The organism is Cryobacterium sp. TMT2-10 (assembly GCF_004403075.1).
GTDB lineage: Bacteria > Actinomycetota > Actinomycetes > Actinomycetales > Microbacteriaceae > Cryobacterium > Cryobacterium shii.
In genome coordinates, this window is the sequence record NZ_SOGW01000031.1 from 45,389 (window position 1) to 58,463 (window position 13,075).

General features: G+C 65.5%; 18 protein-coding genes. 13 read left to right on the plus strand and 5 right to left on the minus strand.

The window, feature by feature from the left end; all coding sequences use genetic code 11:
- The first annotated feature begins 2 nt into the window (after positions 1-2).
- From E3T37_RS03645 to E3T37_RS03665, 5 genes are read left to right on the plus strand one after another with little or no spacing between them, the layout of a single operon-like run.
- Entirely contained in the window at positions 3-863 is an 861-nt protein-coding gene (locus tag E3T37_RS03645; RefSeq protein WP_134365482.1) for a hypothetical protein, read from the plus strand.
- A gap of 8 nt (positions 864-871) precedes the next feature.
- Positions 872-1,885, plus strand: coding sequence for a hypothetical protein (locus E3T37_RS03650; RefSeq protein ID WP_134365483.1), 1,014 nt, complete (start codon positions 872-874; stop codon positions 1,883-1,885).
- Positions 1,885-2,673: a M23 family metallopeptidase gene (locus E3T37_RS03655; RefSeq protein WP_134365484.1), complete on the plus strand. Its 789-nt coding sequence runs from the start codon at positions 1,885-1,887 to the stop codon at positions 2,671-2,673. Before E3T37_RS03650 ends, E3T37_RS03655 begins: the two co-directional genes overlap by 1 nt.
- A gap of 6 nt (positions 2,674-2,679) precedes the next feature.
- Positions 2,680-3,897, plus strand: coding sequence for a hypothetical protein (locus tag E3T37_RS03660; RefSeq protein ID WP_134365485.1), 1,218 nt, complete (start codon positions 2,680-2,682; stop codon positions 3,895-3,897).
- Positions 3,897-7,103, plus strand: coding sequence for an SAF domain-containing protein (locus E3T37_RS03665; RefSeq protein WP_134365486.1), 3,207 nt, complete (start codon positions 3,897-3,899; stop codon positions 7,101-7,103). The genes E3T37_RS03660 and E3T37_RS03665 overlap by 1 nt, the downstream gene beginning before the upstream one ends.
- Here E3T37_RS03665 and E3T37_RS03670 read toward each other — a convergent pair whose 3' ends face one another.
- Positions 7,104-7,544 (minus strand): hypothetical protein, encoded by a 441-nt coding sequence (locus E3T37_RS03670; RefSeq protein WP_134365487.1) that lies wholly within the window; start codon positions 7,542-7,544, stop codon positions 7,104-7,106.
- Between the two features lie 55 nt (positions 7,545-7,599).
- On the minus strand, positions 7,600-7,746 hold the full coding sequence (locus E3T37_RS16715) for a hypothetical protein (RefSeq protein WP_166785661.1): 147 nt from the start codon (positions 7,744-7,746) through the stop codon (positions 7,600-7,602).
- Positions 7,747-7,874: 128 nt separating this feature from the next.
- On the opposite strand from E3T37_RS16715, the gene E3T37_RS03675 reads away from it, so the two are divergent.
- The 7 genes from E3T37_RS03675 to E3T37_RS03705 all read left to right on the plus strand — a co-directional run bounded on the left by E3T37_RS03675 (position 7,875) and on the right by E3T37_RS03705 (position 10,902).
- Positions 7,875-8,186 (plus strand): hypothetical protein, encoded by a 312-nt coding sequence (locus tag E3T37_RS03675; RefSeq protein ID WP_134365488.1) that lies wholly within the window; start codon positions 7,875-7,877, stop codon positions 8,184-8,186.
- Positions 8,183-8,812 (plus strand): hypothetical protein, encoded by a 630-nt coding sequence (locus E3T37_RS03680; protein ID WP_134365489.1) that lies wholly within the window; start codon positions 8,183-8,185, stop codon positions 8,810-8,812. Before E3T37_RS03675 ends, E3T37_RS03680 begins: the two co-directional genes overlap by 4 nt.
- Positions 8,809-9,117, plus strand: a complete 309-nt coding sequence (locus E3T37_RS03685; protein WP_134365490.1) for a hypothetical protein — start codon at positions 8,809-8,811, stop codon at positions 9,115-9,117. The genes E3T37_RS03680 and E3T37_RS03685 overlap by 4 nt, the downstream gene beginning before the upstream one ends.
- Positions 9,118-9,124: 7 nt before the next feature.
- Positions 9,125-9,394: a hypothetical protein gene (locus tag E3T37_RS03690; protein ID WP_134365491.1), complete on the plus strand. Its 270-nt coding sequence runs from the start codon at positions 9,125-9,127 to the stop codon at positions 9,392-9,394.
- A 276-nt stretch (positions 9,395-9,670) separates the two neighbouring features.
- On the plus strand, positions 9,671-10,033 hold the full coding sequence (locus tag E3T37_RS03695; RefSeq protein ID WP_134365492.1) for a hypothetical protein: 363 nt from the start codon (positions 9,671-9,673) through the stop codon (positions 10,031-10,033).
- A 10-nt stretch (positions 10,034-10,043) separates the two neighbouring features.
- Positions 10,044-10,463 carry a helix-turn-helix domain-containing protein gene (locus tag E3T37_RS03700; RefSeq protein WP_134365493.1) on the plus strand — a complete coding sequence of 140 codons (420 nt, stop codon included), beginning with the start codon at positions 10,044-10,046 and terminating at the stop codon, positions 10,461-10,463.
- Entirely contained in the window at positions 10,456-10,902 is a 447-nt protein-coding gene (locus tag E3T37_RS03705) for a hypothetical protein (RefSeq protein ID WP_134365494.1), read from the plus strand. Before E3T37_RS03700 ends, E3T37_RS03705 begins: the two co-directional genes overlap by 8 nt.
- Before the next feature lie 324 nt (positions 10,903-11,226).
- On the opposite strand, the gene E3T37_RS03710 is transcribed toward E3T37_RS03705, so the two are convergent.
- On the minus strand, positions 11,227-11,676 hold the full coding sequence (locus E3T37_RS03710) for a hypothetical protein (protein WP_134365495.1): 450 nt from the start codon (positions 11,674-11,676) through the stop codon (positions 11,227-11,229).
- Positions 11,677-11,809: 133 nt separating this feature from the next.
- On the opposite strand from E3T37_RS03710, the gene E3T37_RS17590 reads away from it, so the two are divergent.
- On the plus strand, positions 11,810-11,935 hold the full coding sequence (locus tag E3T37_RS17590) for a hypothetical protein (protein ID WP_255572549.1): 126 nt from the start codon (positions 11,810-11,812) through the stop codon (positions 11,933-11,935).
- Between the two features lie 25 nt (positions 11,936-11,960).
- Here the strand turns inward: E3T37_RS17590 and E3T37_RS17785 are convergent, their stop codons facing one another.
- Entirely contained in the window at positions 11,961-12,200 is a 240-nt protein-coding gene (locus E3T37_RS17785) for a DUF4244 domain-containing protein (protein ID WP_241985457.1), read from the minus strand.
- A gap of 111 nt (positions 12,201-12,311) precedes the next feature.
- On the minus strand, positions 12,312-13,075 hold a 764-nt coding region (locus E3T37_RS03720), incomplete at its 5' end, for a type II secretion system F family protein (RefSeq protein WP_134365496.1).

A 13,075-nucleotide genomic window follows, 5' to 3' on the forward strand; every position in this document is an offset into this window, starting at 1 on the left:
CCATGACCGCGATTGTAAACGTCGGCGGAATCGGCATGGATGGCACGTACCAGCCCGGTGATGGTGTCTACCAGGTGGGTAAGAAGTTCTTCAGCGACTGGTATTCCGTGTCGGATGCTAAGTCTGATATCCGTGAGCGCCCGGTTGGGCATGGCGCGTTCGGTGCCGCCGAGGACTGGCGGTCGTCGTTGGTTCTCGATATGGACGGATGGTTTCGCGGAGCCTCGTGGCTGTCGATGATGAATACCCTCTCCGCGGCCGTCTCGACTGGCCGCCCGGTGATGGTATCCGTGACCGACGATGCGGGCACCACCTCTCGGAGCGTGTCGGTACGGAGGTTCGTTCCGACGCCGGATCCCGGCGCGAGGGTGTGCGAGTTCAGCATCCTCATGGTGGCCCGCGACCCGCTCCGCTACGGGCCCGCCGTCTCGGTCTCCACCGGCCTCCCGACCCCTGGCGGTGGTATCGCCTACCCGGTCCCGTACCCGATCAGCTACGGCACCCCGGGCGATCCTGGCCGGGTCCTCACGCTGAACACTGGCGCTGCTGAGACGTTCTCCATGCTCGAGGTGACCGGCGGAATGTCGGGTGGGTTCGAGCTGGTGGAGGGCGTGACGAATAGCACTCTGCGGTTCGAGCGTCCGATCCCGGATGGTTCGACCATCTACCTGAATCCGCGCACGGGCCGGGTTTCGATGGACGGGCCTTCTGACGTGTCCCGGTATTTGACCCGTTCGGAGTTCTGGTCGGTCCCTGCTGCCGTCGGCGGCGCTCCCGGCTCCCGGCTCATTCAGTTCAATTCTTTGGGTGTCGTCACCGGCACCCCCATCCTCACGGCTCGCACGAGCCCCGCCAACTGGTAGGAGACACCATGGCCCTCATTGACGCATTCCCCGGCGTGTCCAACAAGGTCGATTCGACTAAGCTCCGCAAGGACCTAGCTGGTCTGATCGTCCGCGACACGAATGGTGTCCCTCGTGGCGGCATCTTCCCCCGGCACGCGAATGCTCTGATCTCGGCTCGGTCGGACATGAAGTTGAATGTTGCCGCGTTCGAGGGTGTGTCCGTGCGTGGCGGCGGGCCCCTGTTCATGGCGAACGATGGTGACGGTCTGTCGCCGCTGATTCCGATCCCGCTGGCGAATTCGCAGACCTCCGTGATCTATTTCAAGCAGAACGAGTCCGGGTCGCCGTACTTGGATGCGAACGACCTGCCGTTCATCGGCGTCATCTCGGGGGCGGCCTCTGCCTCCCCGGTGAAGCCGTCCATTGCGGGCATCGCGGGTGCGGAAGAGTTGGGCACGGTCACGGTCCCATTCGACGCAACGGCGACGAACTCTAACGGTGTGGTGGTCACGCCGACGCATCGGTTCACGACGACGGCGGGCGGGGTGATCCTGTTCCGCACGACTGCTGAGCGTGACCTGTACCTCACGGCGGCACCGGGGCAACTCTCGTTCGTGGCTGCCGGCGCGATCCCCGCACAGTGGTCCGGTTCTGGGTGGAGGAAAGTCTCTGCAGGGCTATTGGGTGCTGCAAGCGTCGGGCAGACACTGGCCGGAACCGCCTACACAGATTTGACGACGCTGACTGCGACGAGTTACGGCGGGCAGGTCATCGTCGACTGGGATGCGGTCGCGTTCAATGGCTCGTCTGGTCTTGACCGGGCTGTAATCTTCCGCGTCGTGTGTGACGGCGTGGCGATTGGGCTGGTCCCCGCGGGGTCGACAACGATCCCGCTCTCCGGGCTGTCCCGCGTGTATTTCGGCTACAAGGCGTGGTCGACTCCCCCCGCGGGCTCGCATACGTGGAAGCTCCAGGTCACTGCCTCTGCGGCGTCGGCGGTTTTCGTCGAGGGTGCCGCAATGACGGTCACGGAGTACTGATGCCATCGATCATTCTGGCCGCGCGTGGCGGCATCACCACTCGCTTCCGCGAAGACATTGGGCGCGGATTCCCGCACAACGGCATCGATCAGGGTCACGGCGATGGCAATGCGGTTGACCTGGAGATTCGAGCTCCTGCCGCCGGCGTGGTCATCGCGCACGGGTGGTTCGGCACCTACGGCAACCGGATCGTCATCAAGCATCCGGACGGCTGGACTTCCCTGCTCGCGCACCATGCCTCCCAAGCCGTGTCGTCGGGCGACACGGTGAAGCAGGGTCAGATCCTCGCCGTCATGGGTAATACGGGAACGAAATTCGTGCACAGCCACCAAGAGCTGCGCATGGCTGATGGGTCGCAAGTCGACCCGCTGCTCAACCTCGGGTCGTCCTCTGCGGCGCTCGATTCCGCCCCACTCGCAGAAAAGAGACGCCCCATGTCCGTACTGATCCGCAACTACAACGGCTCGATGGGCCTCCTCACCGAGGACGGCGAATTGATCCCGCTGAACAGCATGACCGAGGTCGATTCCCTGAGAGCAACCGGGCTGGTGGGTGATTGGGTGCAGATGCCCGACGGCCTGGTCTGGAACACCCTCACGGCCATCACTGGCAGGAAGCTCGCACAGCGCACAGGAAACCCCGACGCAGTAGCTGCCGCGCTCGCACCCCTGCTGGTCTCAGCGGTCGTTGCTGGGCTCGCCGGCAAAGGGTCTGGGCTCACTGCCGTAGAGGTCGAGGCTGCCACTGAAGCAGCTGTGCGCGCCGTGTTCGCTGACGCCGCCAAGTAGTCGGACGTGACCAGATACTTCATCGGGGATCTCCGCTCGCGCAGTCTCGCTGTCCGCAACCTGGACGTGCTGTCGGGCCCCTGGTCTGACAGGATCGGTGCTCCCGAATCTGTCGACGTGACGGTGGACATGAACTCCCCCGAGATCCGCTCCCTGAACCTCCGCAACGTGGCAACCCCGGCGAAAGCGTATCTGGGCGTGGAGGAGGGCGGCGTGATCATGGCGTGCGGGCCGATCTGGACCCGCAACTACGACCGCGACGCCGGCACGTTGAAGCTCGGCGCGCTCGGCTGGGGGTCGTACTACAACCACCGGCTGATCCTTCCGCTCCTAGCCAAGACGATCGGGCTGGACCAGTGGACGGTTCCCGACCCTGCCGACCCCACCAAGACGATCCCGAACCCACTACTCTCGACGGTGATCAACGGCGTCAGCCTTGGCACGAGGGCGAAACGCCTCATCCAGCAGGCTCACCTGTGGACGGGCGGGGCGCTGCCGATCGTGTTCCAGGACGACGAGCTCGCCGACCTCACCAAGACGTATCTGGGCGCCGACTTCAAGTCGGTCGGAGAAGCGATCAAGCAGATCTCCGAACTGGAGAACGGCCCGGAGATGAAGTTCCAATCCCGGTTCACCACGGATGGGATGGGCGTCGAAGCGCTCTTCCGCACGGGCACGGTCGCGCAGCCGCTCCTCACGTCCCAATCGGTGCCCCTGTGGGACCTGACCGCGCCCCAGTCGGCGGCGTCCGGGCTCAAGATCGACGAGGACGCCTCCGAGATGGGGTCGATGGCATGGCAGACAGGCGGCCGGCAGGCCGACACGGTTCTGGTGGCTCGCGCCTACGACCCGCTCCTCGTGGATGCGGGCTACCCGCTGATGGAACTCGCCGACACCTCGCACTCAGGCGTGTCCGTTCAGGCCACCCTCGACTCCTACGCCGCCGATGATGTGGCTGCGGGTCGGTATTCGACGGAAACGTGGTCGTTCACCGCCCAGGCGAAACCGGTCGACGCCGACGGCAACCCCGCCGGCCCCGCTGTCGGCTCATACGCGGTCGGGGACTTTGCCGACCTGGGGGTGGCCCCCTTCGATCCGGCGACGGGCCGGGGGGACGCGTACCTCCAGGACGGCGGCCCGTTCCGCCACCGAATCGTCGGCCTGTCCGGCGATGAAAAGGGCGACTCGATCAAGATTCAACTAGCACCGAAAGTAGGCATTTGATGGGCTTGTACAAGACCCGTTCCGGCGACGGTCTGGGACCCCTGATCGACCGCATCCTCTCTCTCGAGGAGCAGCTGCGCGAACTCCAGCGCCCGACCGGCACACAGGTCCAGTCGACGTCGGCGACGGCCCAGACGGCTGTCTCGAACGCGGCGGCGGCACAGTCCACGGCCAGTGTCGCGGTGGCAGATGCGTCGATCGCTGACGGCAAGGCTGTTCAAGCGCAGTCATCCGCCGCCACAGCCCAGGCGAAGGCTGACGACGCATTCACGAACGCGGGCATCGCAGTTTCGGCAGCAGGCGCGGCCCAAACCACGGCAGACGGTAAGAACCGGGTCTGGTATCAGACGACTGCCCCGGCAGGCACCGGCCACCAGGTAAACGACCTCTGGTTCGACACTGACGATGGAAACAGGCTCTCCTCATGGAACGGGGCAGCATGGGTTTCAGCGCAGTTCGGCACCAACGCGCTGGCTGACCTCGCGATCAACGCGGCCAAGATCGCCGCCAACACGATCACGACCACGCAGATTGCTGCAGGTGCGATTGCTGCCGGCAACATTGCGGCCAATGCTGTGGACTCCACCAAGCTTGCCACTGCCGTGAATACGTCCATCACGACCGCCCAGACAACGGCGAATACTGGAGTCACGAACGCCGCGACAGCGGACGCCAAGGCTGTCACCGCGACCACCAACGCCGCCACCGCCCAGACCCAAGCGAATACGGCCACGACCAACGCGGCGACGGCCCAGACTGCCGCGAACACGGCATCAACTGATGCCGCTGCCGCTGCCGGAATTGCCAATTCCAAGGCGGTTGTCCTCTACCAGGCCACCGCGCCATCGGCGGCGTATCAGAATGCCTTGACGCTCTGGATCGACACGACAGGCGGGGCTAACACGCCGAAGAAATGGGTGTCGGGCACGACGTGGGCCGCGGTTACGGATAAGGCTGCCACGGACGCTGCTGCCTCGGCTGCTACCGCGAACACCGCCGCCGCGACTGCGCAGACTCAGGCCAACACCGCGACGACGAACGCGGCTACGGCCCAGTCGGCGGCTGTCGCAGCTCAGGGGACCGCGAACACAGCGGTCACGAACGCTGCTGCTGCGGATGCGAAAGCGGTCACGGCGAACAACGCGGCGGGGACCGCGCAGACTGCGGCGAACAGCGCGATCTCGGCGGCGTCAACGGCAGACGCGAAAGCTGTGACCGCTCAGGGCCAGGCCGACACAGCGACCATGAATGCGGCCTCTGCTAACTCGGCGGCTTCGGCGGCCCAGTCGACAGCGAACACGGCCACGACCGCAGCGTCGACCGCTCAGACTCAGGCGGACACAGCGGTCACGAATGCTGCAGCGGCGCAGACGAAGGCGAACACTGCGGACGCGAACGCCGCCGCCGCCGCGGGCATCGCGAACGCGAAAGCGGTAGTGCTCTACCAGACGGCCGCACCTGGCGCCGCGTACCAGAACACGCTCACTCTCTGGATCGACACCACGAGCAACCTGAACACGCCCAAAAAGTGGGTGTCCGGATCCACATGGGCCGCAGTGACGGACAAGGTTGCCACGGATGCTGCCAGCGCGGCCGCTGCGGCGGCCTCTGCCGCCTCAACCGCGCAAGGTCAGGCAAACACAGCCACTACGAACGCCGCGACTGCGCAGAGCACCGCGAACAGCGCGCAAGGTCAAGCGAACACGGCGACGACGAACGCCGCCACCGCGCAAACCCAAGCGAACACCGCGACCTCGAACGCGGCGACCGCGCAGACCGCAGCGAACACGGCCGACGGGAAGGCAGTCACCGCGCAGAACGTTGCCAACACCGCGCAGACGGCCGCGAATAACGCAGCGACGGCTGCCGCTGCCGCCGACGGGAAGGCCGTCACTGCGCAGACGACGGCGAACGGCAAGAACAAGATCATCTTCTCCACGAGCGCGGATGCCTCGGGCACCTCGTACGCCGCCGGGGACGTATGGTTCCGGACGACCGCTGGTGTCATTGTCGGCCAGTGGGAGTTCGCCGCCGGAGCGTGGGCGGCACGGACAATCGACAATGCCGTCATCGCCAACCTCGACGCGGGCAAGATCACAGCGGGGTCCATCGCCGCCGCACGTATCGCGGCTGGCACAATCACGGCTGCGATGATTGCCGCGGACACGATCACGGCGAGCCAAATCGCCGCCAGCGCGATCACGGCATCCGAGCTCGCTGCCGGTGCCGTCGTCGCAGGCAAGATCACGGCAGGGACCATCGTCGCCGCGGACATTGCCGCAAACACCATCACCGCGGGAAAGATCGCCGCAGGGACGATCACCTCAACGGAGATCGCGGCGGGAACGATCACAGCCGCAAAGATGGTCGCAGGCACCATCACTGCGGCATCCGGGATCCTCGCCGACGCTGTAATCACCGATGCGAAAATCGCCAACCTCGACGCGGGCAAGATCACCTCCGGCTCGATCGCTGCCGCGCGTATTGCAGCGGGAACCATCTCGGCGGCCATGATCAGCGCTGGCGCCATCGACGGAAAAACGATTACCGGCGCAACCGTGCAAACGTCTGCGAGCACGACTGTCGCCAGGATCGTTCTCACAGCAGGCATCGGTATCGAGTCATTCGCAGGTGGTGTCAGCTCTCCGTACGCCAAGCTGAACGCGGCCGGCATGGCATTCAAGGCCAACCCGGGGCAGGCCACGAATGACCTGACCGTCGATAGCACCGGCATTACGTTTGGATCCAACGCCCTGGGCCACATCGACGGAAACGTAAATTTCGGCGGCAAGGTGACGGGCGCGAGAATACAGCGGATCCTCGGTGAGGCCTGGCGGCTGTACTCCGATGCCGAATACCTGGCAACAACAGCGATGACGGACATCCCCTTCGTCGCTTCGACCGTCGTGACAGATGGAATCCAGCAGGTGACGATCGAGAGCACCGCGCTGATCGCAAATGGTGGCTCTGGCGCTGACCGGCTTGCCGCCATGGGCATCCTGTGTGACGGCGTAATTGTTGGCGAGCAGCTGACCAATATTCTGGTTGCCAACGTGGCCGGCTCTGGGCCGATGTGCTCAGCTACCCTGCGTGTTCGACACACGCCTGCTGCGGGCTCGCACGTCTACAAGTTGCAGGGCAGGTGCAACGATGCGTCCAGCATTTACTTCCGTCAAGCAGACATCATCGTTTCATCGCACTCGTGACTAGTTCGCCACACAGGAGGTGGGAACGCCCTGCTCATTGATCCATCCGGGGGCGAATCCGGGGTCACACGTGAACGTCGGGTTCGCCATCCACTCATCGAATGGGTTGACAGTCGGGGTTGCTGGGGCGGCGGGGGCAACGTCGACGGGCGGGGAACCGTTGACGGGCGGGGCCGCGGGGGATGGCGCGGCTTCCGGCGGGGTGACGACCTCCACCGCATCGGTGGTGTCTTCCTCTTGGGCGTCGGCGTCAACGGGCGCGGGCTCGGCCTCTGCGTCCGCCTCGACCGGAATGATCTCCAGTGCAGCCGGCGTGGGCGTCCACGTGCGCTCCACAGCGACACCGGTCCGGTGAGCCCCGGCCGGCACCGCAACCTCCCCGCACCCGGTCAGCAACACGGCAACGACAACAGCAACAACGACACCCCAGAAAGTCTTCATAGGTCAGACTCTAGAGGTGTATATACACCTCCGTCTAGTCGGACCCACCCCCATTTCAGGGAGACGCCACGTACTCCTCCAGGCCGCGCACGATCACAGCAGTGAGCGTCTCCCCGCGCTCGGCCGCTTTCGCCTTCGCCGCGGCCTTCAACTCCTCCGGGATCCGGGTCGCCGTGATCGGGGTCTTCGGCTGATTCGGCATGCCCGCATTCTCACACAAACCAAGGAGCCCCATGGCCTGCCAGCACAACTGGAACTCGACGTGCATCCACGGCTGGTCCTCCGACTGGTGCGACTGCGAACCAGAGCTCACCACTGAGGAGCCGATACGTGGCTGACAACGGACCCGAACCAACCCCGTGGGAACTTATGCGGGGACTCACTCGGGTAGAAGAAGCCATTCACCAACTCGGCGGGAAAGTCGTTTCGCTCGAGCTATACACCGCCGACCAACTCAGGGTCAGCTCCCGGCTCCGGGATCTCGAAACGGGCAGCCGGGATTCGAAGGCTGCGGTGATCGCCGCCGACAACCGGGCCGAAGATCAGCGCACCCGCAACAGGTGGACACTCATCGGCCTCGTTGGTGGGCCGTTCATCTCAGCATTCACCGTCTTTCTGATCCAAGGAGGTTTCCGCGTATGACCGCACGACGAGGTATCGGCCCGAACGTTGTCACGGCGCTCGCGCTCATCGGCATGCTCGGCGCCATGGTGTTCCTGATGGGCACCGTCGACCGGCAGGGCCGCGAGCTGGCGGCAGTCTCCATGAACAATGACGCGCTGCACTCCCAGGTGGAGGACCAGGGCGTGACACCCGTTGCCCCGCTCGCTGAAACCGTCACGGGCAAATCTGGCAACAACGGCCTCGATGGGATCTCCATCAAGGGTGATCCTGGCCGACCGCCGACTGCTGCCGAGGTTGCCTCGTCGGTCTCTGCCTACTGCACCATCCGGCTCGACTGCACCGGAGCTACGGGAGCAATCGGCCCCGTGTCCATCGTGCCCGGCCCCATCGGCAACACAGGCGCAGCGGGCGCAGACTCCACCAACGAAGGCCCGCCGGGCGCAGCGGGGGCCGACAGCCAAGTCCCTGGCCCTATCGGACTCACCGGTCTCACCGGCACCGGTATCGCGTCCATCCTCTGCCAGGACGACGGCTACTGGCTCTTCACCCTCACCCAGCCCGACGGCACCACCACCACGCAGACGGTCGCCGGCCCCTGCCGCGTCGACCCGATCATCACCCCAACCCAAGGAGTTACCCCGTGACCGACCTCTTCCCCCCGATCCGAGACCGCGCGATCGCCTACATCCGCACCTACACGCCGATCCTCATCGGCTCGATCCTCGCCTACCTGCTCGCACACTTCACCATCGCGGCCACGGTCCTCGCCCAGGCTCAGGTTGTCTTCGGCCCGTCCGTGAAAGACATCCTCGCGGCCGCCGCCACCGCTGCGGTCATCGCCCTCTACTACTGGGGCGCACGGCAGCTCGGCAAGCGCTGGCCCAAGGCAGAGAAGTGGCTGCTCGGCTCGAGCGCAGTCCCGACCTATACGGCCCAGCACACCGCGTAGAACGTCGATGCCAGACGAATTTGCAGCGACCCCGATCGACCTCGGACATGGGGTCACCGGCGAGCTGCGCGAATGGAACGGCGAACTGCACGGACTCGCCTACACGCACCCGCGACCCGACACCGGCGCGCCCTGCGAGGGCTGGGTGCCCACGCACGCCGCCGACTACTCGTGGACGATCGAATCCCGGGATCCCCTGACGCTTTCACCGTCCCTGCTGTGCCGCATCTGCGGTCACCACGGGTTCGTGCGCGACGGCGCGTGGGTCCCGGCATAACTCAAGCGCATCACCTGCACGACAATGGCCCCGGCCACTCTCTTCGGAGGGTGGCCGGGGCTATTTTTGGTGGCCGATGTGACGTTGGCCTGCAGATAGGCTCATGAAATGCCACCCTTCGACGAATCGTCTCGATGCAGTGCGGGGCAACCCGTCGGTTTCCGATGGTTCGGGTTCCCGACCTGTTCCCCTGGGTCTGATCTTGACGCCGCGACCGTCGCATTCTTCACCGCTCTCGAGGCAGACGGTCGAGTGTGGAATCCATACAACAGAGCCATGGCAAAAGTCGAGTTTGAACGACGGATCGAGAAGGCCAAGCGCGGCCAGTTGCGGCCCGTGGCCGAGGTCAAGGCTGTTGACGTCGAGAATCCACCTCCGCTGTACGAGATCCGGTGGCAGACGATCAACGTGACGAGCGTTGTTGATGGTGTGTCGATTTTCGGGAAAGCCCTGGTGCGTCTGTACCACTCGGAACCTGACACTGTGCCTGGGCATTTCATCGGACACCACATCCACGAAAAGGACTTGGTGGGGGATGTCAACGATGCCCAGGATCAAGAGATCAACATCGCTAAGAAGTTCTACGACAGCGGTCAACCCGCATTCTGGGGAATTGCCGACCCGGCCGCAGCGATATAGAGTCTGATCTATGACGAACGACACCGCTCGCTTGGAGCTGCTCGCCGGAACCCTCGTGGATGAGCATGATCGCCTGCTGACTGAGCTCATCGCTCAGCGAAAGAAGCACAGTCTCACCCAGGCCGAGGTGGCGGAACGGATGGGCGTGAGCCAGCCCACCGTGGCCGCGTTCGAGCACTATGACAGCAATCCCACCCTCGCCAGCATTCGCAGATACGCATTGGCCGTGGGGGCGAAGATCGAACACACGGTAACTGACGCGTGCTGCACCTCTGACGACTCTTTCGACGCAATCGTGAAGTCCGTGCGGACCCCAGGGGCAGCCGGAGCAATATGGGCGAAGTCGGCACTCCTGGTCGGATGGAAAACCCCAGGCCCCGTGTCGGCGCACGTTCGCCACGTAACGAGATTTGAGTACGTGGATGTCTGAGGTAGAGACGATCAGTCTTGAGAGTGTCGTAGAGAACTGCTCCCTTTCCGACGTCTCAGTGTTCGAGCTCTCGGCTCGCCGTGGAAAGGTCTCTCCAGATACGGAAGAGGGCGAAGCCGTTGAGCCCTCGTATGACCTGCAAATCGACTACCGCGATGCCGACAATGGTTTCCGCGTGCGTCTGATAACTCGGTTCGATACCGACCTCGGCGTGATCGTCTCAGATGTAGGTGCCGAGTACGTGCTAGATGGCATCGGTGCTCGTTCCATTCCTCGGGACATCCTGCTTGATTTCGTGAACAACGTCGCGCTCATGGCCCTCGTGCCATACGTTCGTCAATCCATCGCAGATATCACCCTGCGGGTTTTCGGATCAGCCCTGCTCATGCCAATGATTCGCCGAGGCGAAATAGAGTTTTCCGAGGACAACGCGGACTAGCACGCCGTCTCGTTTTGGAACAGCAACGAACTCCGATCGACGTCCTCCCCATGCGTCGAGCGGGGTTTTTCGTGCGTCGTCCACCCGATACGACCGCGGCCGCCAGACCCTCGACCGGCACGCCGCGCACCTCGTCGGCGCGTTCATCGCCAGTACCGCCTAACCTCGCGCGAGAACCGCCACCCGGCACGACGGGCACACCCAGTACGGGTGCGTCGTCGTGCCGCCGGCCACACAGCTCTCCAAGCAGTTCGGGCAGTGAGGCGGATCTATGGCGTCGAGGTCGTCATCCATGCCCGGGAGTGTACGCCGCGGTCCCGTCAGCTAGTCGCAGGTGGTCTTGATCAGGTTGAGCATCGAGGCGAGTTGCCCGCCGGAGAGGTTCGGCACCGTGCCGCCTTCGAACCGTGCTTCCATGTTCATGAGAATCGTCGTGCTGTCCTTCCCCTCCTCGATGTCCACGCAGGTGTTTGCGGCGCGGTTCAGTGATCGCTCGTGTGCCAGTCCCGGATCTATCGTGCCAAGAGCTGCGAGGAATGTCTCGTCGTCGTAGCTCGGACCGGACGCTTCGACCGGTGCTGCCGCCACGTCGGGTGCCTCCACTACTGAGGGGATATCTGTCGGCCATGGCTTCGCTGTCCACGTAGGGGTAGGGCTGATGGTGGGCGTGGGTGTCGCCGTGGCGGTTGTGCCCCCGGCGATCTCGCTCGGTTCCGCTGAGCACCCGGCCAGCAGTAGAACGGTTGCGGTGATGGCGACGGCGTGCAGCTTCATGGTTCCCCCTGTTCGATATCGGGAGTCTATCGGCGGCACGCCCAGGCGCCCCGTGCTCGGCGTCACAGCTTGCTGTCACCGGCCTCGGCAGGCCTCCCCGCCTCGGTCTGGCCGTCGGGATTCCCAGTCGCAAATGTCGAAGTACCTCCGCGGCGAGCGCGTGCTGAATGTCGACCAGCTCGATGCGCCCTGCTTCGCCTTGCACCTCGACATCGCCGCTGTGGTCCGTGAGGCTGGCGAAGCCCTTCCGAAACGCTGACCCGTCCGCTCGTCTTTTATGGGCGCTAGATGACGATCAGCAGGCCGGCGAAGCCGACCGCGGCCATGGTCGCGACCGCGTATTCGGCCGTCGCCGCCCCGGTCTCGTCGCGCCGGCGCGGCCACGCCCGCATTAGGCGGGAGCGCCGGCCCGAGGAGCCGGCGTTCGAGGCCCAGCGCGACGTGCCGGCCGGGTCGAGTGTGCCCGCGGGAACGGTGGGACCGGTGGGGGTGGGACCGGTGCTGGTTGGATCGGTGCTGGGCATGCGTTCGTCTCCTTCTCGCGTCGGGCGACGCGGTGTGTGGCGGCACGAGTGCACCCAGACTCTCCCGGCACGGGTCGGCCCGATCGCCGGGGCGGAAATCGGTGCGATCCGTCAGAAGACCAGGACTGTGGAGGACAGGACGGTCACCAGCAGCGGCACGACCCCGATCAGCATGAAGGCGGGCAGCACGCAGACTCCGAGCGGGATCATCAGCGTGACGCCGAGGGTGGCGGCCCTGCGCTGGCCGTCACTGCGGGCGTCCCGGCGCAGCTGCTCGGCTTCACTGCGCAGCAGCTCGGCGGCCGGGACCCCTGCCCGCTGCGACAGGGCGAGCACCTGCTCGATGGCGGCCACCGAGTGCCCGCGGCGCAGCGCGAACCGCTCGGCAGCCGCGTCGACCAGGCCCCGGGCCCGGTCGATCGAGCCGCCGCCGGTCATGGCGATCGCGGTCAGTTCGAGTTCGAGACCCGGGGTCTGGTCGCGCGCCCGGGCCCCCCGGACGAGCCACCGGTTCCAGCGGTCGGCCGCCAGCATCAGCGCCGCCCCGCCCGCCAGGCAGACCCAGCCCGGCACGGTGAGGAACAGCGTGCGCAGCGTGTCGAAGCCCAGCAGGCTGCCGAGCAGGACGCCGACTACGGGCAGGAACGCCACCATCCGCGCCGTGGCGCTCGGCCCGGCGAGGGCGACCTGGAGGTCGGTGTGCAGTTGTCCGAGCTCCCGGAAGGATCCCGCGAGCTGGCGCAGGCAGGCCGCCAGCGGCGCCCCGGCCTGGGTGGCCACCTGCCACGCCGCCGCCAGCCCGAGCCAGGCCTCGCCGACCGGACCGCCGAGCAGGCCGGCCTCCGCGGCGACGGCATCCGCGATGCTCTCGCCCC